This is a genomic window from Metapseudomonas cellulosilytica (assembly GCF_049334135.1).
Taxonomy (GTDB): domain Bacteria; phylum Pseudomonadota; class Gammaproteobacteria; order Pseudomonadales; family Pseudomonadaceae; genus Metapseudomonas.
This window is the reverse complement of the sequence record NZ_JBHZGN010000034.1, coordinates 14,074-38,982: the sequence shown is the minus strand read 5'-3', so window position 1 is coordinate 38,982 and position 24,909 is coordinate 14,074. Positions and strand designations below refer to the sequence as shown.

The following is a 24,909-nucleotide window of genomic DNA, read 5'->3' as shown; positions in this document are numbered from 1 at the left end:
TCAGGTTTGCCTGGACTTCAGCAGAAGGCACACGTTGCAGAAGAAGGCCCGGAACAGAGCCGGTCGGCCGTTGCAACGGCGGGTTCGGCCAGCAAAACAGAAAGGTTCTTCACGGATTACCGGGGAATTCAGTTCACGCCGGATTGGCAAGCTTGTGTGATAGCCCACGCTAGCGTGCTGACCGGACGCTACCCTCACCCCCGGCCCCCGCCCTGCGCCCCAGCCCGATCGCTTCGCGCTCAGGCGTTCATCGGCACCGGAAGCGGTGCTTCCGAAAGCGTGCCTCTTCACCCCAGAAGAGGAGAGGGGTGACTCGCGCCGGCAGCGGCAAGACCCTCCTGAAGCCCGTACCAGCCTGAAACCAAGCAAAAGCGGTGGGGCGGCGGCTGCGCCCCGTCAGGAGGCCGAGCGGAATCGTTGCGCAGGGGGACGAGCGGCATGGATGCCGCGAGAGGCGTGCGGGGCCATGGATGGCCCCTCACGCCGGGCCCCCGGAGCAATGATGGAGCGAGGGAAGTCCGGCGCAGCCGGACCCGGATGCAGGGGCAAGCGTTTTGCTTCCTTTTGGGCGACTGCAAAAGGGAGTCGCCCGGGAGGGCGAAACAGTAACCCGAAGCTCGCTCGGCAATGAACAAGGCTCCAGACCCTAAGTCCCTCACACCAGATTGCCAATCCGGCGTGTCTTTCATCTCCCCCCGGAAATCCGTGAAGAACCAAAAGAAAGGGGTGAAGTGCCAGGCACTTCACCCCTTTTTCCGTTACTGCGGACGGCGAGTCCTCAGCTCGCCATGATGAAGTCCGCCTGGGTCACGCTGTTGGCATCGGCGACGCCTACCAGGGTGATGCTGTTGGCACCGATGGTGACCTGGGTGCCGGCCGCCACGGCGGCGATGCTCACATTGCCCACGAAGTTGGCCGCGGTGATCCCCAGGTTCTCGATGTTCAGCCGGTCCTGGCCGATGGTGAAGTCGGCAATGGTGTCCTGGCCGAAACCTGCACCGAAGACGAAGATGTCATTGCCGGCGCCGCCGACCAGGTAGTCATTGCCACCCAAGCCGAACAGGGCATCCTGGCCCGCACCACCGACGATGGTGTTGTTCAGGGCGTTGCCCATGCCCAGGTCGAAGTTGCCGGCACCGCCGAAGAACAGCCCTTCGAGGTTCGCCCCCAGCTCGTACACCGACAGCGAGGTCGACACCGAGTCGGTGCCGGCGCCAGCGAGTTCGAGCACGATGTCGCCGAACTCGGTGACTTCGTAGATGTCGTTGCCCTGGCCGCCGGCCATCACGTCCGCCCCACCTTTGCCGATCAGCGTGTCGTTCCCCGCACCGCCGACGATGGCGTTCTCGAGCTCGTTGCCGATACCGGTGAAGTTGCCGCTACCGCCGAAGAACAGCCCTTCGAGGTTGGCACCCAGGGTGTAGCTGTTCAGCGAGGTCGACACCGTGTCATGACCCTCGCCGGCCAGTTCGTTCACCCCATCCCCAGCGTCGGTCACTTCGTAGATATCGTCGCCCAGGCCGCCGCTCATGGTGTCGGCGCCGCCGCCACCGATCAGCAGGTCATTGCCGCTGCCGCCAATCATCACGTTGGCCAGCGCGTTGCCGATACCGCTGAAGTCGCCCGTGCCGACGTAGGTCAGGTTCTCGAGGTTGGCGCCGAGCACGTAGCTGGCCAGCGAGGTCTGCACCGTGTCCACGCCACCACCGGGCAGTTCGATCACCAGGTCGCCCGCCTCGGCCACGGCATAGGTGTCGTTGCCCGCGCCGCCGGCCATGGTGTCGTTGCCGCCGGCACCGTTCAGCACGTCGTTGCCGCCGTTGCCCACCAGCACGTTGTCCGCGGCGTTGCCGGTACCGTTGAAGTCGCCGCTGCCGCCGTAGAACAGGCCTTCGAAGTTGTCGGCCAGGGTGAAGCTGCTCAGCGAGGTCGACACCGTGTCATGGCCCTCACCTGCCAGTTCGGTCACCACGTCACTCGCCTCGGTGATCTCGTAGATGTCGTTGCCGAGGCCACCGGTCATGGTGTCGACCCCGCCACCGCCCAGCAGGATGTCGTTGCCGGCACCGCCATTGAGGGTGTCGTCTTCCATCCCGCCAATCAGCAGGTCGCTACCGCCATTGCCGTTGAGCAGGTCGGAACCGACGCTTCCCACCAGGGTTTCATCAGCGTCGGTACCGTTGACGAACATGCCCACCAACCCGGTGGCGGCGGAAGTGACGGTCTCGGTAGTGCCGCCGTCGTCGGTGAAGGTCGCCACCACCCGCAGCTGCCGGCCTACCTCCTCATCGCCCGGGGTGAAACTCACCGAGGTCGCGCCGGCGATGTTGGTGAAGGTCGCCCCGCCATCGCTCGAGGACTGCCAGCGGAAGCTGAAGGTCGAGTTGACGGTGCCATCCGGATCGATAATGGCGTTGTTCGCCGTCAGCACCTGGCCGCGGGATGGCGAGGTATCGCTGATCGACAGGGTACCGCTTGGAGCATCGTTGGCCTGGGTAGCCGAGACCGCGGCAGTGGGCGCCGAGAACACGGTTTCCAGCACGCCGCGCAGGTCCTTGTAGATCGCCTTCAGCCGCAGGACGGAGCCGACCAGGTCCGGCGTCACCCGGAAGGTCGGACCGGAGACCACGTCGTTGTCACCGCCGGCATTCAGCGTTTCGATGTCGACGAAGGTGCCGTCGCCATCAAGCACTTGCCAGTAGTAGGCCACCGCCCCGGTGATGGGGGCGCCCAGGTTGTCGGGATCGGTCACCCCGGCGATGGAGGCGCGCAGCAGGGTACCCAACTCGGGCGTCGTGTCGCTGATGGTCGCCAGACCGACCGGGCCATTGTTCCCGCCGGGCACCAGCGGGATCGCCTGGTCGGCGAATTGCATTCGCTCGATTCCGGTCAGGCGGTCCACACCGTCGCGGCCGTCCACGGTGTCGGTGACGGTGATCACGTCATCCGAGAAGTCCAGGGTGGTGTTGTTGTTGTTGATCTCGATCGTGTAGTCGTCGAAGTTGCCGGTGAATACCGCGGTGTCGTAGTTGAATCCGGTGCTGCCCAGGATCTCGCGGACTATCACCAGCTGTCCCGGGTTGACCAGCCCGGACACCGCCGCTTGCGCCAGCGTCAGGTTCGCCGCGGTACCCGCCAGGGCACCCAACTTGTTGGTGATCACCCCGGTCAGGTGGTCGGCGGTACCGATCTCCGCTCCGGCGCTGTCGCGAATGCTGATACGGGCATTCAGCCACTTGTCGCCATCGATCAGGTCGTCGCCGCCACCACCGGTGAGCAGGTCGCTGCCACTGCCGCCGAGGATGATGTTGCCGGCGCCGAAACTGTCGTCGGCAGTGCCCAGGGTGCCGTCCCCGCCGGCGCCGGCGGAGCCGACGAACGACCGCAGACTGCTGATCAGGTCGAAGTTGGTCAGCGCGCTGCCGGTGGCTCCACCGTGGGTGGCGATTTCCACGGAGGTGGCGTCATCGCCGCGCAGCATATCGCTGTGCCTGGAGCCGGAGAGGCCTTCCGTGGACACGTAGCGGGCCAGCACCGAAGCCGCCGATGGCCCGATGACCGCCTCATTGAACGCGCGCAGCCGCATATCGACGTTGACCCCGGCCGGATCGTCGCGGTGCACCGCCCAATCGAAGCCCGACATCCCGACGAAGCGATCCCCCTCCCCGCCATTGCCCATCATGATGTCGTCGCCGCCTTCGCCGTCCATCCGGTCGATGATGCCGAACTCACCGTAGAAGACGTCGTGGCCGATGATCGGATCGCTGGCGAAGGCGTCGAAGTTGTCGCCCGCGGCGCCGTCCGCCATGCCCTGCTGGATCCAGTCGTCGCCTTCGTTGCCGAAGGTGAATTCGTTCGCCCGGCCGGCCAGCAGGAAGTCGTTGCCGACGCCGCCGAAGATCTCGGACTCGTCTTCGATGGTGATAATGAAGTCGTTGCCGAAGCCACCGATCATCAGGTTGATGCCGTTGCCGCCATGCAGCACGTCGTTACCCTCGCCGCCCTGGATGTTATCGTCGCCACCCCGGTCGGTGATGATGTCGTCGCCGTCGCCGCCGAACAGCATGTCGTTGCCGTCGCCGCCTTCCAGACGGTCATTGCCGCCATCACCATGCAGGGTGTCGTCGCCTTCGCTGGAGACCAGGGTGTCGCTACCGGCGCTGCCACCCAGCACCACATGGTCCGCGCCGCGATACAGCAGCAGGCCGGGGCCGCGCTCCACCAGCGGCAACAGCGGGTTGGTACCCAGCGGATCGGAGTTGTTGGCGATGCCGTCGGCGCCCACCTCATCATCGGGGGAGCCCTGGACACCATCCACTCCGGCCTCATTCAGGCCGGTATGCTGCAGCGCCTGGTTCACTTCGAGGGTGAAGGCCGGGGTGGAGAAGATATCCCCCGGCAAATGCACCGCATCGGTGTTGGCCATCACCAGCTTGGCGAAGGAGTTGTTCTCCAGTTCGGTGAGGAAGTTCAGGCCGGCGGTGCGCTCCAGGTAATAGAAGCGGTCGCCGTCCTGGAGTTTCTCCATCTGCGTCTCGAAGACGAAGTTGAAGGTCGACCCCAGCAGGCCGCCGAAGGGCATCTGCCGCTCGGCGAGGCCACCGATCCACAGGTCGATGTCATTGACACCGGTCGTGGCGGCAGGACCATTGAGGAAGGCCAGACGATCGGCCGGCGCCCCGTCCCCGCCGAAGACCAGGGCGAAGGCCGCGGCGCGCTTGTCGGCCAGGGTGGTGGCGCTGGTGACAGTGGTGTGGGTGCCGTAGGCGGCGATGAAGTTCACCACCGATTCCTGGTGCTTCAGGTTGGTGGCGAAATCCAGCCAGCTGGTGTACGGCTTGAGCTGGGTGTCGCCGGTGGCGTTGAAGAACTCCTGGCGCGCCGCATTCAGCGAGGGCACGCCGGTGTCGCGGCCACGGGTCAGGTTGATGGTCGGCAGGTCCAGCGGCAAGCCCAGCAGGTTGTTGCGCAGGGCCTCGGTGACGAACTCGTCGATCTCGTTGGCCGTCTGCCGGGTCATGCCACGGACAATGGCGCCCGCCGCCTCGTCGGCGGTGACCGCGACCGTTCCCCCCGCGCCATTGCTCAGTTGGTTGAACGCCAGCGGGTTGAGGAAGGCGCTGATCAGCCCCATGGAACTGTCGTTGGCGAAGGCCGGGTCGAAGCGGTCGACGGTCTCGGTCAGCATCGAATGGCCGAAGCGGTACACCACGTGGGCAAACTCCGCGACGATGGCCGGGTTGATGTTGGTGTCGTAGACCTGGGTCGGCGCAAAGAAGATGTCCACCTGCGGCTGTATCTTGCGGGCGAACTCTTCGAACACCAGGTGCTGGTACTGCATCTCGGTGGTGAAGCGCGCGGCCTGGAACAGCCGCTCGCCATCCCAGCTGCCATCCGGCAGGTGCCATTCGGCGATGAAGGCCGGATCGTTGCTGGCCATCACCACATCCATGATGTGATCGACCATGCGGTTGTGCTCCGAGTGGAACACATGGTGCACGGCGGTCAGGCCGATGTTCTCGTTGCCGCGGCCGTCGCCGGTGATGAAGTGCGCGTTGAGCAGCTCATCGTCATAGAAGCCAGTAGTCGACACCCCCTCGCCGTTCGACAGGCCCACGGCATTGTCCGTATCGGCTGACAACAGAGCCCCGGTCGAACTGCGCGGGTTGGCGCTGTGGGCGATATCATCGAGGAACGCATGGTTGGTGCGCACCACGTTGGCCGGCACTGCCAGTCCGCCCGCCGTACCCTCGACGAAGCCGGTGGCGGTGACGAACTGGGCAAAGCCGTTGGCGCCGGGGATGAACTTGCCATAGGCGTCGGTGCGGATCATCGGCAGGTTGGTGACATCGGCATCGGTCAGGACGATGCCGAGCATCAGGGCCTGGGCCTTGACCTCCGCCCAGGTGGGCAGGCCACCGGTGGCACCATCGAGCATCCGCCCGGTGGCGACCGGGTCACCGGCGTCATTCAGCTCGTACTCGCGCAGGAACACCTGGTGCGACGGGTGCGAGGTATAGGTCTGGTTCTGGTCGACGAAGGGCGTGGTCTGGTTGTTGTGCAGATGCACGTCGTCCGAGGTGCCCAGCACAGTGTCGGCGCCTGCCTGCACCAGGGTATTGGTGGCACGGCTCAGGAGCATGAAGCGCTGCTCCACCGGCAGGTCGTCGAGGGTACCGAACTGGCGGTCGGCCCCGGCCACCAGCGGGTCGTCGTCCTGCAGGGGCACGAAGACAATTCCATTGCCCCCCTTGTTCACCAGGTCCAGGCCATGGTCGAAGAACTGGCCGAACAGGGTGAACCAGGAGTTGAAGCCGGCCGACAGGCCTTCATCCGGCGCGGTGTTGGGGATGAACAGCGGCTGTCCCGGCGGAATCGCCACGCCGTTCAGGTCGAGCAGCACCCCGTTGACATCCAGGGTACCCAGGCCGGCAGCGACGAAGGCCTGCACCGCCGCCGGGTTGGTGATGGTCTGATCCACCACCAGGTTGGAGATGATGCGCGGATCGGCGTCCACCACGTTGGCACCGGGGCCGCTGGTGGCGTAGTTGGTGTTGGTGATCAGGCCACCATCGGCTGGTCCGTTGCTGTCGAACTGGTCGCCATCCTGGTCATCGCGGAAGAACTGATCCAGCGAGCGCGGGAACGGATTGTCGGCCGCGCCGAACTCCTCCTGCCCCGGTACCAGGTTGTTGAAGGTGCCGTCCACCGTGCGCAGGCCGAAGGCCCCGCGGGAGTTGGGCAGGATGTCCAGCAGGTTCTCGCCGGCGGCATGACGCTCGGCGATCTTGATCTGGTCGAGGATGAACTGCAGGTCCCCGCGGATCAGGTGCACCCCGCCGTTGATGGGCGTGGTCGGGCTCTCGGTCGGCACCGTCGGCGTCACCGGCACCACCACGCCGGCCACTCCGGCGGTGGCGGCGGAGAAGGCCGTTTCCATCACCCCGTCGCCGTCCTGGTAGACGGCCTTGGCGCGAATCCTCAGGCCGTCCAGGTCGGCGCTGACGCGGAAGGTGCCGCGTCCGGCGGTGGCCGGGACGTCGCCGCCCTCGGTGACGATGTCCTCGAAGATGTTCGAGTTGGCAATTCGCTCGACCTGCCAGACGAAGCTCACCGGCCGGCCGTTCAGCGAGCCACCCGCGATATCCGCATCGGTAACGCCCGCCACGGAGGCCCTCAGCAACTGGCCAACCGACGGCGTGGTATCAGCGGAGTTGGAGTTCGCATCCAGTATGCTCACCAGCCCTACCGGCAGGCTGTTGTCGAGCCCCGGAGCCTGGTTGGCGGGGACGAAGGCGCCGCCGGAGAACACCAGGGTCTGGTTGGAGAACTGCAGGCGCTCGATATTGAGCAGCGTGTCAGTGCCCTCGGTGCCGACGTTGTCGGTCACCGTGGTGACGCCACCCACGGTGCTGATGGTGTAGTTGGCGAGCGGACCGGCGAACACCGCGGTATCCAGGCTGTCGTCGTCATCGAGAATCTCGCGGACGATGCTCAGCTGGCTCGGGTTGATCTCGCCCGAGATCATGCGTGGGATCAGTTCCTGGATGCTGAGCACGCTGGTGACGTTCGCGTTGCCGGTCACCTGTACCCGCACGTTCAGCCAGCGGTCGCCGTCGATCAGGTCATCGCCGCCGCGCCCTTCGATGATGTCGCTGCCGCTGCCGCCGAGCAGGATGTTGCCGGCACTGAAGGACACCTGGCCCGGGCCGAAGGCTTGGTCCAGCAGTGCCTGCAACCCGCTGATCAGGGCGATGTTGGTCAGGGTGCTGCCCAGTTGGCCGTCGGTGGGGATGGTGGTGGCGTCGGAGTTGTCACCCTTGAGGATGTCGCCGAAGGCCGAGCCGGACAGGCCCTCCACCTCGGCGAAGCGGTCCAGCAGGCCGGCATTGGAGGCCGGTACCGGCGGTTCCACCAGGTCATTGACGATCAGGTCGACGCTGACGCCACGCGGATCGCCCCGGTAGGTGGCCCAGTCGAAGCCGGACATGCCGTCGAAGTGGTCGGAACCCTCGGAGCCGACCATGATGTCGTCGCCACCCTCCCCTATCACCTCGTCGAAACCGCCACCGCCAACGAACACGTCATTGCCGGCCACCTCGTCCTGGGCAAAGGGCGAGAAGTTGTCGCCGGGGGCGCCGTCCTGGGTGCCGATCTCGATCCAGTCGTCGCCTTCGTTGCCCGCGGTCTGCAGGTTGGTCTTGGCGCCGTAGATGAAGTCGTTGCCGGGCCCGCCGAAGGTTTCCGAAATGTCCTCGCCGGTGACGATGAAGTCGCTGCCGGCGCCGCCGAGGATCAGGTTGAGGCCATTGCCGCCGTGGATGACGTCGTTGCCGTCGCCGCCCTTGATGTTATCGTCGCCGCCCCAGTCGGTGATGATGTCGTCGCCCGCGCCGCCATCCAGGTTGTCGACGCCGTCGCCACCTTCCAACCGGTCATTACCGGCGTCACCCCAGAGGGTGTCGTCGCCGATGCTGGCGATCATGATGTCAGCTCCGGCCGTGCCGCCCAGTACCACGTGGTCAACACCCGTGTAGCGCAGGTAGTTGGTGTCCGGTCCGTCGGTTTCCGGGTTGTCGCGGATCACCAACGCCAGCAGCGGGTTGTCGCCCAGCGGGTCTTCGTTGGGGGTCGCGATATCGTCCAGGCTCTCGTCCACCAGAGGAGTAGCCGGGTCGTCGCCGAGGATGCCATCCGCACCAGGGTTGTTCACCACGCCGGCATTGAACTGCTGGGTCTGGTCGACCTCGAGTATGAAGGCCGGGGTGGAGAAGATATCCGCCGGCAGGCGGGTGACATCGGTGTTCTCCATCACCAGCTTGGCGAAGGAGTTGTTCTCCATCTCGGTAAGGAAGTTCAGCCCTGCCAGGCGACCCAGGTAATAGAAGCGGTCGCCGTTCTGCAGCGCCTCCAACTGGGTCTCGAAGACGAAGTTGAAGGTGGAGCCGAGCAGGCCACCGAAAGGCATCTGCTGTTCGGCCAGGCCACCGATCCAGAAGTCCACATTATCGAGGCCGGTGGTGGTCACGCCATTGATGTCACTGGCCCAGTTACCGGTGCTCTGCAGGAAGGCCAGGCGGTCCTCCGGCGCACCGACGCCACCGAGTACGATCGCCGTGGCCGCCGCACGCTTGGCGGCGACTGTGGTGGCGCTGGTGATCGTCCCATGGGTGCCATAGGCCGCAATGAAGTTGATCAGCGAGGCCTCATGCTTGAGGTGGTCCATGAAGTCGACCCAACTGGCGTAGGGCCGCAGCTGGCTGTCGCCGGTCATCTGGTAGAACTCGCGGCGCGCGGCGTTCAGTGACGGAATGCCGGCGTCGCGGCCCCGGGCGATGTTGATGGTCGCCAGGTCCATCGGCAGGCCGAGCAGGTTGTTGCGCAGGGCCTCGGTGACGAACTCGTCGATCTCGTTGCCCTGCTGACGGGTGGTGCCACGGACGATGGCGCCGGCCGCCGCGTCGGCCGAGAGCGTGCCGTTGGCATCGAACGCCAGCGGGTTGAGGAACGCCGCGATCAGGCCGATCTCGCTGTTGACGAAGTCGGGGTTCAGACGGTCGATGGTCTCGGTCAGCATCGAGTGACCGAAGCGGTACACCGTATGGGCGAACTCGGCGACGATCGACGGGTCGATGGTGCCGTCGAAACCGTTGGGCGCGAGGAATGCGTCAACCGCGGGCTGCACCTTGCGGGCGAACTCCTCGAACACCAGGTGCTGGTACTGCATCTCGGTGCCGAACTTGGCGGCCTGGAACAGCCGCTCGCCGTTCCAGTCCAGGGCGGCGATGGCGCCGGGGGTGGTCGGCACCGCGGCCACCGGCGTCAGCAGCCACTGGTTGAGGAAGGCCACGTCGTTGGACGCCAGGACCACCTCCTTGGTGTGATCCACCAGGCGGTTGTGCTCCGAGTGGAACACGTGGTGCACGGCGGTCAGGCCGATGTTCTCGTTGACCCGTCCATCACCGGCGATGAAGTGGGCTTCCAGCAGTTCGTTGTCGTAGGTCAGCGGGTTGCCGTCGTCTACCCCGGCCGCGCCGTCGGCATCGGGCGTCAGGAATGCGCCGGTCTGGCTGTTGAAGGGGTTGGCGCTGTGGGCAATGTCATCGAGGAAGGCATGACCGGTGCGCACGGCATTGGCCAGGCTGATGCCCTGGCCGCCATTGGCCGTCGGGTCGCCCTCCACCAGGATGGTGCCGCCGGCGCCATCGTTCATCACCACTTGCGGGAAGCCGTTTTCGCCCCTCATGAAATTGCCGTAGGCATCGGTGGCCAGCAGCGGGATGTTGCCCACATCGGCATCGGTGAGGTTGATGCCGAGCAGGTCGCGGGCCTGGGCCTTGACCACCGCCCAGGTGGCCATGCCGCCGAGGTCCTGGTCGTTGCCGTTGCCGAACTCGCCATCCACCAGGTTGCGGTTGGTGATCAGCTTGCCGGTCGCCATCGGGCCGTCAGGGGTCGCGACGTAGGCACGCAGGAACACCTGGTGCGAGGGGTGCGAGCTGTAGGTCTGGTTCTGGTCGACGAAGGGCGAGGTGGTATTGGTGTGCTCGTGGATGTCATCCGGGGTACCCAGGAGGCCATCCGGCCCCGGCTGGTTGGTGGCCCGGGTGAGGACCAGGAAGTTGGTCTGCGGGCTGTTCGGATTGAACAGCGGATCGCCCGACTGCAAGGGAATGAAGATGGTGCCGCTGCCACCCTTGGTCACCAGGTCCAGGCCATGGTCGAAGAACTGGCCAAAGAAGGTGAACCAGGTGTTGAAGGGTGCGGAGAGGCCCACATCCGGGGCGGTGTTGGGGATGAAGAACACCGGTTTGTCATCGGCGGTACCGAATACGCCATCCAGCCCGGGGCTGAAGATGGGGGTTGAGCCGCCGCTGGCATCCACCGCCGCCGGGTTGTTGGGGGTCTGGTCGACGATCAGGTTGCTGATGATCCTCGGCTGCGAGTCGGTCACGATGCCGCTGGTCTGCGTGTAGGAAGTGCCGCCCTCTGCCGTGCGGAAGAACGGATCGAGCAGGCGCGGAAACAGATTGTCCGCCGCGCCGAACTCGGTCTGTCCCGACACCAGGTGGTTGAAGGAGCCATCGAGCGTCCGCAGGCCCCAGGGCACCTGCGAGTTGGGCAGCAGCGTCGACAGATCCTCGCCCCTTGCATGGGCTTCAGCGATGAGGATCTGTTGGAGGATGAATTCAAGGTCAGACTTGATGAAGTTCGCCATGTTGTGTTCCTCAATCCGACAGCAATAAGTCAGGCCGAACCACGCCCTCGCGGGTGCGATTCCACGTTTTCGAAGGAAAGCGATGAAGCCGGGCAAATCGCAGTCGCGGCCGAACCCGCCAAGCCTTGGTAGACGCTCAGTTCCGACTAGCGTGATTTGTCCCTTTCAGCCCCGCACGGAAGGCGGTGGTCGTTACTCAGGCGGAAGGCGGGCCGTGGAAGTGGACCCGGGCGAAGGCACAGCCGGATGGGCCGACAGGGCCACCGCGCGAAGTGGACGCAATGCTCATGAAGACGTTCTCCCTAGCACTCTGGACCGGCGACCACGGCGACGTCCCTCAACGCTGCCGCGAGCCAGAAGACAGCCCGGTTCATGCACAAGCTGACTTAAGATGCGGGCCCAAATACTGTCAATTTATCGTCAGCATGTATTTCCAAATGTAAAAATGTTACAAGTGCTTGAATTCAAATGGGAACTCAAAAAAACAGAAACCGTAAGTCGGATTCAGCATGCCGTAACACTCTTTCACCATGTCTTGGCACGCTCTTCTCCCCAACGCTGAAACGCCCGTCCCAGAGCGGTCAAATTCGTGAGTCCCCACTTATCAGCGGAATACAACCGTTAACTCAAATGGCAAATTCGAGAAAATTGGAGGCATCTTTCTTGCTAGCGCAAATCCGCTCCGGCGGGCTTGCGCGCCAATAAACCAGCACCAGAAGTGCGGCACGGAACCAGGTCAGCTCCGTCGTTCCATCGAAACGACGTGAGTCGTACCCGGCAAAGCCTGACTACTTCTGGCCAGGTCCCACGTTCAAATGAAAACGGGGTGGAGCATCCCTGCCCCACCCCGCCAGATTGCGCCACGGTGCGCCGGACGGTCCTCAGCCCGCCAGGATGAAGTCCGCCTGGGTCACGCTGCTGGCATCGGCAACGCCCACCAGGGTGATGCTGTCGGCGCCGATGGTGACCTGGGTGCCGGCATCCACCGCCGCGATGGTCACGTTGGCCGCGAAGTTGGCCGCGGTGATCCCCAGGTTCTCGATGTTCAGCAGGTCCTGGCCGCCCGCCGGGTTGGCGTCGAAGTCGGCGATCAGGTCGTGGCCGAAGCCGGCGCCGAAGACGAAGATATCGCTGCCGGCGCCTCCGACCAGGAAGTCGTTGCCGCCGCCCCCGATAAGGCCATCCTGCCCGGCGCCGCCGACGATGGTGTTGTCCAGGGCGTTGCCGAAGGCCAGGTTGAGGTTGCCGGAACCGCCGTAGAACAGGTCTTCGACGTTGGCCCCCAACGCGTAGACCGACAGCGAGGTCGACACCGCGTCATGGCCGGCTCCGGCGAGTTCCAGCACCGCATCCCCGGCCTCGGTGACTTCGTAGACATCGTTGCCCGACCCGCCGGCCATGGTGTCGGCACCGCCATTGCCGATCAGCACGTCATTCCCCGCGCCAGCGACGATGACGTTGTCGAGGCTGTTGCCGATGCCGGTGAAGTTGCCGATGCCGCCATAGAACAGCCCCTCGACGTTGGCGCCCAGGATGAAGTTCGCCAGGGAGGTCGATATCGTGTCGTGGCCGGCGCCGGCGAGTTCCAGCACCGTATCCCCGGCCTCGGTGACCTCGTAGATGTCGTTGCCCTGACCGCCGGCCATCACGTCGGCCCCGCCATTGCCGATCAGCACGTCGTTCCCCGCGCCACCGACCATGACGTTGTCGAGGCTGTTGCCGAATCCGGCGAAGTCGCCGCTGCCGCCGTAGAACAGCCCCTCGACATTGGCACCGAGGATGTAGCTGGCCAGCGAGGTCGACACCGTGTCATGGCCGGCCCCGGCCGATTCGATCACCTCGTCTCCGGCTTCGGTGACTTCGTAGATGTCATCCCCCAGCCCGCCGGCCATGGCGTCCGCTCCGGCGCCGCCGATCAGCACATCGTTCCCGGCGCCACCTGCCAGCACGTTGTCCAGCGCGTTGCCGATTCCGCTGAAATCGCCGCTGCCGCCATAGAACAGCCCCTCGACATTGGCGCCCAGGGTGTAGCTGGCCAGGGAGGTCGACACCGTGTCATGGCCTTCACCGGCCAGTTCATTCACCTGGTCGCCGGCGTCGGTGACCTCGTAGATGTCGTCGCCGACGCTACCGGTCATGACATCGGCCCCGCCGCCTCCCAGCAGGATGTCGTTACCGGCAAGCCCGAGTATCTCGTCGACGAACGCCGTACCGCTGAGCACATCGTCCAGGGGGGTGCCGACAATCAGGTTGGTCGCCGCCGATGTCGCCGCGGAGGTGACCGACTCGAGCGTATTGCCGTTGTCCGTGTAGCTCACCACCACGCGCAGTTGCTGACCGTCCTCGGCAAAGGTCGGCGTGAAGGTTGCAGCGGTCGCGCCGGCAATGTCGGTGAAGATCGCGCCGGTCCCCGCTTGCCATTGGTAGTTGAACACTACGCCGGCGAGCCCGTTGGCGTCGGTGAACGCATTGGTGGCGGTGAGCAGTTCACCGATATTCGGCGTCGTATCGCTGATCAGTACCGTGCCCACCGGCAGCACGTTGACCGTGCCGGTTCCGGCCGGCGCAATCGGTGCCGTCGGCGCCGAGAACACCTCTTCCAGCACACCGTTCTGGTCCCGGTAGACCGCCCTCACGCGCAGGGACAGCCCGGTCGCCACGACGAGCTCCGGGGTTACCGGCGCTGCGCCGATGAGGGTCGCCGGCGGCGCCACCCTGAGCTCCGAACCGACGATGGCGGTCGTGCCTTCCGCCCGCGCGACCTCGCCGGCCGCGAAGAAGGTGATGTCTTCGAAGACGCCCGAGCCCGGACGCGCTTCGAACTGCCAGAAGTAACTGATGGGCCCGACGATGGCGCCGCCGGTCGCGGTGTTGTCGGCATCGGTCACATCGGCGGCCGAGACCGTCAGCAACTGGCCGACGGCTGGCGTCGGATCGTCGATCCGCAGCGAACCGGCGGGTGCCGAGTTGCTTCCGCCGAGCACGATCGCCTGGTCGGCGAACTGCAGCCGCTCGATGTTGCTGAGGGTGTCGATCCCGTCCCGGCCCGCCACTGTGTCGGTGACCGTCACGGTGCCATCGGCGTTCCGGAGGACCGTGTAATCGGCGAAGTTGCCGGAATACAGCGCCGTGTCGAAGGCGGGAGCGGTCGCCGTGAGGATTTCGCGGACGATCTGCAGCTGGCCGGGGTTATAGGTGCCGTTCAGCATCAGCGGAATCAGCGGCGTCATGCTGTCGAAGCTGGCGATTTCCGGCCCGGTGCCATCGATGTTCTGACGCACGCTGATACGCACGTTGAGCCACTTGTCGCCGTCGATCAGATCGTCGCCGCCACGGCCTTCGAGGATGTCGCTGCCGTCGCCGCCGAGGATGATGTTGCCGCCATCGAACCGATCGTCCGCGGTGCCCAGCAGGCCGTCCGGCCCGGCACCGGCGGCGCCGACGAACGCCCGCAGGCCATCGATCAGGTCGAAGTTGGTCAGCACGCTGCCCTTGGCGCCGGCGACCGCGAGCAACGCCGCGGTCGAGTCATCGCCGCTGAGGAAGTCGCCGTGTGCCGATCCCGACAGCCCTTCCACCAGGTCCAACCGCGCCAGGATCGACGCGTTGGAGCCAGGTACCTGCGGTTGATCGAAGAAGCGCAGCCTGGAGTTGAGGCCGATGGTCACGCCGGTCGGATCGTCCTTGTAGGTCGCCCAGTCGTAGCCGGAGAAGCCGATGAAGCGGTCCGCCTCGCTGGGGCTGCCGATCATGATGTCATCGCCGCCTTCGCCGTCGAAGTTATCCGGTCCGCCATCGCCCATGAACACGTCGTTGCCGTTGATCGGGTCGTTGCCGAACGCGTCGAAGTTGTCGCCGGCGACGCCATCGGCGGAACCGCCCTGGATCCAGTCGTCTCCTTCCCCGCCCTTGGCAAACTCGTTCGCCTTGCTGCCGAGGATGAAGTCGTTGCCCAGGCCACCGCTGGAGTCGGCCGAGTCCTCACCGGTGATGATGAAGTCCTGGCCGGCCTGGCCGAGGATCAGGTTGAGGCCATTGCCGGCCTGGATGACGTCGTTGCCGTCTTCGCCATGGATGACGTCGTCGCCGCCGATGTCGGTGATGATGTCGTCGCCGGTACCGCCAAACAGCTGGTCGTTGCCGTAGCCGCCATCGATCCGGTCGTTGCCGCCATCGCCATACACCGTGTCGTCGTCCGAGTCGCCGGCAATCAGGATGTCGTTGCCCGCCGTGCCGCCGAGTACCACCGTATCGGCTCCGGTGTAGTGCAGGTAGTTGGTATCCGGGCCCGGTGTGGCCGGGTTGTCGCGGATCACCAGCGGCGTGAGGAAGTCACTGCGCGGCGAGCCGATCGGATGGTTCGACGGGCCGAAGGGGTCGGCGGTGACGGGCAGGTCGTCGGCCGTGCCGACAATGCCGTCGGGGCCGGCCACCACGCTCGGGTTGTACTGGTGCACCTGGTCGACCTCGAGGATGTAGGCCGGCGTCAGGAACACCCGTGCCGGAAGGTGCGTGGCATCGGTGTTGGTCATGACCAGGTTGGCGAAGGTGTTGTTCTCCAGTTCCGCGCCAAAGTCCATCGAGGCGGTGCGCTCCAGATAGTAGAAGCGGTCGCCGTTCTGGAGTTTCTCCATCTGGTTCTCGAACACGAAGTTGAAGGTCGAGCCCAGCATGCCGCCGAAAGGCATCTTCTCCTCGGCCAACCCGCCGATCCAGAAATCGACGCTATCCAGCCCGGTGATGGTGACGTCGTCTGCCGTGTGCAGGACGCCGTCCGCGCCGGCATTGCTGACCCAGGCCCCACTGCTGTTCAGGAAGTCCACGCGATCCGCTGGCGCCGTGGCGCCACCCAACACGATGGCTGCGGCCGCGGCACGCTTGTCCGCCAGGGTCGTGGCGCTGGTGATGGTGTCGTGCGTGCCATAGGCGGCAATGAAGTTGATCAGCGATTCCGGGTGCTTCATGTGCTGCACGAAATCCGCCCAGCTCGAGTACGGCTTGAGCTCCGCATCGCCGGTGGCGCTATAGAACTCCCGCCGGGCAGCGTTCAGCGACGGGATGCCGGTATCGCGGCCGCGCGCCAGGTTGATGGAGGCCAGGTCCAGTGGCAGTCCGAGCAGGTTGTTGCGCAAGGCCTCGGTGACGAACTCATCGATCTCGTTGCCCACCTGACGGGTCACCCCGCGCACGATGGCACCGGCCGCTTCTTCCGGAGTGGGACCGCTGGCGGCGAACTCCAGCGGATTGAGGAAGGCCTGGATCAGCCCGATGTCGCTCGAGGCGAAGTTCGGGTCCAGACGGTCGACCTGCTCCAGCAGCATCGAGTGCCCGAAGCGATACACCGTGTGCGCGAACTCGGCGACGATCGACGGATCGAGGTTGACGTCATAGACCTGGGTCGGCGCGAAGAACGGATCGACCATCGGCTGGATGGTCCGCGCGAACTCCTCGAACACCAGGTGCTGGTACTGCATCTCGGTGCCGAACTTGGCCGCCTGGAACAGCCGCTCGCCATTCCAGTCGAGGGTCGAGGTATCGGCTGGAAGGGTCGTGACAGGCGTCAGCAGCCACTCGTTCAGGAACGACAGGTCACCGCTTGCCGCAGTCGCCAGCAACACCTCCTTGGTGTGGTCGACCAGGCGGTTGTGCTCGTGGTGGAAGATCGAGTGGACGGTGGTCAGGCCGATGTTCTCGTTGACCCGACCGTCACCGGCGATGTAGTGCGCGTCCAGCAGCTCGTCGTCGTAGAAGCCCGGCGCAGGCGTTCCGCCGGCAACCGTGTCGGCATCGGGCAGCAGCGCGGCGCCGGTCTGCTCATCGATCGGAACGGCGGTGTGGGCGATGTCGTTGAGGAAGGCATGACCGGTGCGCACGGCATTGGTCAGGTCGACCGGCGCCAGCGGATTGCCTTCCACCAGCACGTCGTCAGCGGTCCCGGCAATGCCATCCGGCCCCACCATCACCACCTGCGGGAAACCGTTCGGGCCCTTGATGAAATTGCCGTAGGCGTCGGTGGCCAGCAGCGGCACATTGTTGAAGTCGGCATCGGTCAGGTTGATGCCGAGGATGTCATGGGCCTGCGCCTTGACCACCTTCCAGGTGGCCATGCCGCCGATCTCCACGTCATCCGCGGTGCCGAACACACCGTCGGCGCCCAGGTCGCGGTTGGTGATCAGCTTGCCGGTGGCCACCGGATCGCCCGCAGCGTTGAGCACATAGGCGCGCAGGAACACCTGGTGCGACGGATGGGAGCTGTAGGTCTGGTTCTGGTCGACGAAGGGCGAGGTGGTGTTGGTGTTCTCGTGGATATCGTCCGCCGTGCCGAGCACGCCGTCCGGGCCAGGCAGATTGGTCGCCCGCGTCAGCACCATGAAGTTGGTCGGGCTGCCCGGTACGAACAGTGGATCGTCCGGCTGCAGCGGGATGAACACGGTGCCACTGCCCCCCTTGATCACCAGGTCCAGGCCATGGTCGAAGAACTGGCCGAAGAAGGTCATCCACTGGTTGAACGGCGCGGTCAGGCCCGCATCGGGGCTCAGGTTCGGATCGAAGAAGGTCTGGAACGTCGTGCCATCGGTACGGGTTCCGGTGACCACCTGAGCACCGACCTTCAACACGTCGTCAGCCGTACCGAGGATACCGTCCAGGCCAGGATCGAAGGTGGCCGCGACCGCTGCCGGGTTGCTGGCGGTCTGGTCGACGATCAGGTTGCTGATGGTGCGCGGCTGCGAATCGATCACCAGGCCGCTGGTCTGGGTGTAACTGGTGCCCGCGTCAGCCGCTCTGAAATTCGGCGTGGTCAGGCGCGGGAAGACCGTATCGGCGGCGCCGAACTCGGTCTGGGACTGGAGCACGTTGTTTTCCGTGCCCATTACGGTGCGCAGCCCATAAGGCACCCGGACGTTCGGCAGCAGCGACTGCAGGTTCTCACCCGCGGCGTTGCGCTCCGCGATCACGATCTGATCGAGGATGAAGGCGAGGTCCGATTGCGTGTAATGCACGCCGGTACTGGGTGCCGTGGTCTGGGGATCGATCAGCGACGGTGCCGGCGCGGCAGCCGGAGCCCCGGCCGCAACCGCCGTGGTGGGTGCCGAGAACACCTGCTCGGCCACGCCGTGGTCGTCGACATAGATCGCCTTGACCCGAATCACCAGGCCGGCCAGATCCGGTGTCACGACCAGGGTCGGCGAATCCGCCCGCTCGAATCCGACGCCGATGCGCCCCGGGCCGACGATGATGTCTTCGAAGACGCCCGAGCCCGCCGCCGCTTCCACCTGCCACACGTAACTGATGGAGTTGTGGATGACGCCACCTGCATTGTCTCCATCACGGATGGCCGCCGCCGACGCGGTCAACGTCTGGCCAACGGTCGGGGCGGTGTTGCTGACGGTCAGCGCCCCCACCGGCTCGGCATTCTGCCCGGCCACCAGGACCACGGCCTGATCGGAGAACTGCAGCCGTTCGATATGGGTCAGGCGGTCGGTTTCTTCCTGGCCGACATTGTCGGTCACGGTGACGATGTCATTGACGCCGATATCCAGCGGCACGGTGGGGTCGATCACCAGGCCGTTGACCGCGATGCTGTAGTTCGCCAGCGGGCCGAGGAAGTTGGCAGTGTCGAAGCCCCCCGCTCCCGGCAGGATCTCCCGCGTCGCGACGAGTTGGCCAGGGTTGAAGGTGCCGTTCAGCATGAGCGGGATCAGCGGCACCATGCTGTCGAAGCTGGCGATCTCAGGCCCGGTGCCATCCAGGTTCTGGTGCACGCTGATGCGCACGTTGAGCCACTTGTCGCCGTCGATGACGTCGCTGCCGCCACGGCCTTCGATGATGTCGCTGCCATCGCCACCCAGGATGATGTTGCCCGCGCCGAACTGGTCATCTGCGGTGCCCAGGATGCCGTCCGGACCGGCTGCCGCCTCGCCGAGCAGGTCACGTAGCCCGCTGATGAGGTCGAAGTTGGTGAGGATGCTGCCCCGGGCGGTGATGTTGGCGATGATCGCCGCGTTCTGCTCATCGCCGCGCAGGAAGTCGCCGAATGCCGACCCGGACAGCCCTTCCACTTCCGCGAAACGGTCGTAGACGGCATCGGCCGATTGCGCGAATGCGCCCACGATGGCGTCGTCCGCGTTGACCATCGGATGATAGGGACTGAAGAACGGCACCACCATGTCGACGGTGACGCCGTACTTGTCGTTCTTGTAGGTGGTCCAGTCGAAACCGGACATGCCGTCGAACTTGTCCTGGGCATCGCTGCCGACAGAAATGTCGTCGCCGCCCTCGCCGATCATTTCATCGAAACCGCCCTTGCCGACGAAGATGTCGTTGCCCGGAACATCGTCGGTCAGGGTCGGGCTCATGTTGTCGCCCGGTGCGCCGTCCTGGGTCCCCCCTTCGATCCAGTCATCGCCTTCGTTGCCGGTCGGTGCGAGGTTGACCGTGGCACCGAGGATGAAATCGTCACCCGCGCCGCCGAAGCTCATCGTGATGTCTTCGGTGGTGATGATGAAGTCCTTGCCGGCGCCACCCAGCACCAGGTTATTGCCGGCGATGGTCGAATTGCCGGCCTGGATGACGTCGTTGCCGTCCTCGCCACGAATGGTGTCGTCGCCGCCGATGTCGGTGATGATGTCGTCCCCGGCGCCGCCGAACAGGTTGTCGTTGCCGTAGCCGCCATCGAGCCGGTCGTTGCCGGCATCGCCATAGACGGTGTCGTCATCCGAATCGCCGGCAATGATGATGTCGTTGCCCGCCGTGCCGCCGAGCACGACCGTATCGCCGCCGGTGTAGTGCAGGTAGTTGGTATCCGGCCCCACGGTGTCGGGGTTGTCGCGGATCACCAGCGGGGTGATGAAATCGACGCGTGGTGAGCCGATCGGGTGGTCCGACGGGCCGAAGGGATCGGCACTGGCAGGCAGATCGTCGGCCGTACCGACGATGCCGTCGGGGCCGGCCACCACGCTCGGGTTGAACTGCAGGGTCGGGTCGACTTCCAGGGTCAAGGCCGGTGTCTGAAAGATGTTGGCCGGCAGGTGAGTGGCGTCGCTGTTGAGCATCACCAGGTTGGAGAAGGAGTTGTTCTCCAGCTCGGTGCCGAAGTTGAGCCCCGCGGTACGCGCCAGGTAGTAGAAGCGATCGCCGTTCTGCAGGTTCTCCAACTGGGTCTCGAAGACGAAGTTGAAGCTGGAACCCAGCAGGCCGCCGAAGGGCATCTTCTCTTCAGCCAGGCCACCGATCCAGAAATCGACGTTGTCCAGGCCGGTGATGGTGACGTCGTCAGCCGTGTGCAGGATGCCGTCCGCGCCGGCCGTGCTGGCCCAGGCGCCGGTGCTTTGCAGGAAGTCGAGGCGATCCGCCGGCGCCCCGACACCACCCAGGACGATGGCGGCGGCGGCGGCGCGCTTGTCCGCCAGGGTCGTAGCGCTGGTGATGGTGTCGTGGGTGCCGTAGGCGGCGATGAAGTTGATCAGCGATTCCGGGTGCTTCATGTGCATCACGAAATCAGCCCAGCTGGTGTAAGGGGTCAGCTGGCTGTCGCCGGTCATGTGGTAGAACTCGCGCCGCGCCGCGTTCAGGGACGGGATGCCGGTGTCGCGGCCCCGCGTCAGGTTGAGGGCCGCAAGGTCGAGCGGCAGGCCGACCAGGTTGTTGCGCACCGCGTCGGTCACGAACTCGTCGATCTCGTTGCCGACCTGGCGGGTCACCCCGCGGACGATGGCGCCTGCCGCCTCTTCAGGAGTGGGTCCACTGTCAGCAAAGGCCAGCGGGTTGAGGAAGGCCGCGATCAGGCCGGTCTGTTGATTGCCCGGGTCAGTCGGATTGCCGTCACCGACCACATTGAAGTTCGGATCGTAGCGATCGATCGTCTCCAGCAGCATCGAGTGGCCGAAGCGGAACACCGTGTGGGCGAACTCGGCAACGATCGCCGAGTTGATCGTGGTGTCGTTGCCCATGGGCGCCAGGAAGACGTCCACCTGCGGCTGGATGGTGCGGGCGAACTCCTCGAACACCAGGTGCTGGTACTGCATCTCGGTGCCGAACTTGGCCGCCTGGAACAGGCGCTCGCCGTTCCACTGCAAGGCCGCGACTTCGGCCGGTGTCACCGGCAGTGCCGTGAGCTGGGCGTCAGGCATCAGCCACTGGTTCAGGAAAGCGAGGTCGGCGGAAGCGAGCACGGTCGCCTTGGTCTGCTCGACCAGGCGGTTGTGCTCGGAGTGGAAGATCGCGTGCACCGTGGTCAGGCCGATGTTCTCGTTGACCCGGCCGTCACCGGCGATGTAGTGCCGATCCAGCAACTCGTTATCGAAGGTCGTGGGGTCGCCGTCGTCGCCAATCACGTTGTCGGCATCGGCCACCAGCCCACCGGTGGGATCGGCGCTGTGGGCGATGTCGATGAGGAACTGGTGGCCGGTGCGCACGGCATTGGTCAGGTCGATCGGCGCCAGCGGGTTGCCTTCCACCAGCACATCGTCGGCCGTGCCGGCGATGCCGTCGGGGCCCTTCATCACCACTTGCGGGAAGCCGTTCGGACCTTTGATGAAGTTGCCATAGAGGTCAGTGGCCAGCAGCGGCACATCGAATACATCGGCGTCGGTCAGGTTGATCCCGAGGATGTCGCGGGCCTGCGCCTTGACCACGGCCCAGGTGGCCATGCCGCCGATCTCCACATCGTCGGCGGTGCCGAAATGCCCGTCGGCGCCAAGGTCACGGTTGGTGATCAGCTTGCCGGTGGCCACCGGGTCGCCGGCGGCATTGAGGGTATAGGCGCGCAGGAACACCTGGTGCGACGGGTGCGAGCTGTAGGTCTGGTTCTGGTCGACGAAGGGCGAGGTGGTGTTGCTCTGCTCGTGGATGTCGTCGGCGGTGCCGAGGATGCCATCGGGACCAGGCAGGTTGGTGGCCCGCGTCAGCACCATGAAGTTGGTCGAGCTGCCGGGCACGAACAGCGGATCGTCCGGTTGCAGCGGAATGAACACGGTGCCGCTGCCGCCCTTGATGACCAGGTCCAGGCCATGGTCGAAGAACTGGCCGAAGAAGGTCATCCACTGGTTGAAGGGTACGGTCAGGCCCGCATCCGGAGTGATGTTGGGGATCTGGAAGACCGGCTTGTCGTCGGCGGTGCCGAACAGGCCATCCAGTCCGGGGGTGGTGACGAGCTGTGAATCGGGGTTGGCCGCCGCGGCCGCGACCGCCGCCGGGTTGTTGGGGGTCTGGTCGACGATCAGGTTGCTGATGATGCGCGGCTGCGCGTCGAAGACCGCCCCGCTGGTCTGGAGATAGGAGGTCGGCGTGGTGCCGCCGGGATCGGCGGGACCGAAGAAGCCGGCCGGCCGCACCTGCGCGGTATTGAACACGGGCGTGGTCAGGCGCGGGAAGACTGTGTCGGCGGAGCCGAAACCGATCTGGGAGCTGGCAAGGTTGTTGTAGATGCCGGAGACGGTACGCAGGCCGAAGGGGACTTCCACGTTCTGCAGCAGATCGACCAGGCTCGCGCCGGACGCGTGCGTCTCGGCAATGATGATTTGCTCGAGAATGAAGTCGAGATCGGACTTGATGAAACTGGCCATTGCTGTTTCCTCGATGCTTAACTGGTGATGTTGATACGGCTCTGCGCCCATCTGGCTTGTGCACCGAGCCTTTCATCCCTGAGAAAACTGGCGCCGACCACGAATTGCCCAAGAGGTCCGGAAGATTGATTCCACGTATCCAGCAGCCGACTCATGAAATAACTGGAATCGCAAGTTTGTTTATGTTTGGAAGTAGCTCGCACACTGTTGTACTGGAGGGAGTACGGGAGAACGTCAATGACAATGGTTTCAAGCAGATGGAACTTTGCCTGAATACCCAGTGTGCGAGCATTTCCAACCTCGGCGACTGGACAATTGGATGACAGCACTGCAAGTGCATGACCGGCCATACTGCAAGCAGGATGTTCCGTTTCTTGCCCGCCAGGATTGCACTTGTTCATATTTGACGAGAAGCCATGAAAGTCATTCATCGCAGCCTCCCGAAACCAGATATGAACGAAGGTCATACACTCAATATTGAGTAAAGAGGTGCTCTCCGAATGAGTACAGAGACAAAAGACCAGCCAATTGATGAGACTTTGGTCATTGAATCGGACTCGACCTTGGTCGAATCCGACGTTGGCCAAACGTCTGGCGCGGGTTTATCTGAAACGTTGGGAAACCGGGGAAAACTGCGCCACTTGAGCCGCTCCACCCAATTCATTCTCTGCGCGGCACTCATTCTCGGCCTGACCATGACGTTCGTTGGCAATCTCGTCAGCCAGAGCATCGAAGACGCAACGGTTCAGGCCGCGGCTGAAACCGGGGCGCGCTATATGGAGAACTTTCTCGAACCCTTCGTCCAGGGATTGACCACTTCCAGAACACTACCCGACGAAACCATCCAGGCCATCGATAAACTTCTATCGGAAACTTCCCTGAGCACCCATGTCATCTCGGTGAAGGTCTGGCTGCCGGACGGAACCATCATCTACAGCACAAACAAGTCCTTGATCCAGAGGAGCTTTCCGACAATTGAGCTTGAGCAGGCCTTGACCGGCAGGACAGTTACGGCACTGGACGATGAAATCGATGACGCCGCCGGCGGCAATATCGAGGATGCTTTCGAGCGAAGCCTGAGTTCCCCTCTTTATGAAATATATGCGCCACTTCGCGAAGCGGGCACAGGAAGAATAATTGCCATTGGCGAGTTCTACGAAACGGCCGAGGCGCTACATCGGGAAATAAACAAGGTTCGCGTCAAGGTATGGACGATTGTCGGAGCGGCAACCCTTTCCATGCTTCTCCTGCTGTTCTTCATCGTCCGCCGGGGAGACAAGATAATCAAGGAGCAGGAAACAGCACTCCGCTCAAGGATGCAGGAGCAAGCCAGACTGCACTCGAACAATGCCACCCTTCAACGCAAGGTCGATGCAGCCAACCGTGAATACGCCAGGATCAACGAACTTACCCTGCGCCGTATCGGGGCGGACCTGCATGATGGTCCGGCGCAATTGCTGTCACTTATTCTCCTTCGTCTCGAGGAACTCGAAGATTCGGATAATGGTTCGAGTCGGGAGGTTCTCGATATGATCAGGCGCGCGGGTCAGGACGCATTGAACGAAGTACGTGAAATTTCCCTCGGCCTGGCACTTCCGGAAGTCAACGACCTGACCCTGCACGAAGCGCTGGTTCTGCTTGCTGCGCGGCATGAGGAGCGGACCGAGACAAGAGTCGACCTGGAACTCGATGCTCTTCCGGGAGATGTGCCGGTATCGCACAAGATCTGTATCTATCGCTTCGCCCAGGAAGCGCTGAGCAATGCCTATATTCACGCCGGAGGAAAGGGCCAGAAACTCAGTGCCTCTTACCGCGAAGGATTGCTGGAAGTACAAGTGGAAGATGCCGGAGAGGGTATTTCGACCGAGAAACCGAACGTGCCAGGCCGGGGCCGGACTCACCTGGGCCTTGTCGGCATGCGTTATCGCGTCGAATCCCTGGGCGGCTCGTTCAACATTGAATCAGCACCCCATGCCGGAACCCGGGCCAGGGCGCAATTCAGGATCTGATGAGGTGCAGGGGGAACCCGTGATCGGTGCGCGTGGCGCATCCTACGGTGGGGCAAGTGCAGAAGTTGTGCCCAAGATGCGCAGGTAGGCTCTGCACCCTTATAGGGGAAAACGCAAG

Annotated in this window: 4 protein-coding genes; 1 reads left to right on the top strand and 3 read right to left on the bottom strand. The window is 64.4% G+C overall.

Translation table 11 applies throughout. From position 1 onward, the window contains the following. Positions 1-778: 778 nt before the first annotated feature. The 3 genes from ACFW0H_RS27745 to ACFW0H_RS27735 form a co-directional block, all read right to left on the bottom strand. On the bottom strand, positions 779-11,218 hold the full coding sequence (locus ACFW0H_RS27745) for a peroxidase family protein (RefSeq protein WP_422917067.1): 10,440 nt from the start codon (positions 11,216-11,218) through the stop codon (positions 779-781). A gap of 881 nt (positions 11,219-12,099) precedes the next feature. Continuing rightward, entirely contained in the window at positions 12,100-22,782 is a 10,683-nt protein-coding gene (locus ACFW0H_RS27740) for a peroxidase family protein (RefSeq protein WP_422917066.1), read from the bottom strand. 17 nt (positions 22,783-22,799) lie between these two features. After that, positions 22,800-23,213, bottom strand: a complete 414-nt coding sequence (locus tag ACFW0H_RS27735; RefSeq protein WP_422917065.1) for a hypothetical protein — start codon at positions 23,211-23,213, stop codon at positions 22,800-22,802. A 69-nt stretch (positions 23,214-23,282) separates the two neighbouring features. On the opposite strand from ACFW0H_RS27735, the gene ACFW0H_RS27730 reads away from it, so the two are divergent. Next, positions 23,283-24,791: a sensor histidine kinase gene (locus ACFW0H_RS27730; RefSeq protein ID WP_422917064.1), complete on the top strand. Its 1,509-nt coding sequence runs from the start codon at positions 23,283-23,285 to the stop codon at positions 24,789-24,791. Positions 24,792-24,909: the final 118 nt, after the last annotated feature.

What these genes read in the sequence shown, in the direction of transcription:
- ACFW0H_RS27745 (WP_422917067.1), bottom strand. Translation starts at nt 11,218, where the DNA reads ATGGCGAACTTCATCAAGTCTGACCTTGAATTCATCCTCCAACAGATC.
- ACFW0H_RS27730 (WP_422917064.1), top strand. Translation starts at nt 23,283, where the DNA reads ATGAGTACAGAGACAAAAGACCAGCCAATTGATGAGACTTTGGTCATT.
- ACFW0H_RS27735 (WP_422917065.1), bottom strand. Translation starts at nt 23,213, where the DNA reads ATGAATGACTTTCATGGCTTCTCGTCAAATATGAACAAGTGCAATCCT.
- ACFW0H_RS27740 (WP_422917066.1), bottom strand. Translation starts at nt 22,782, where the DNA reads ATGGCCAGTTTCATCAAGTCCGATCTCGACTTCATTCTCGAGCAAATC.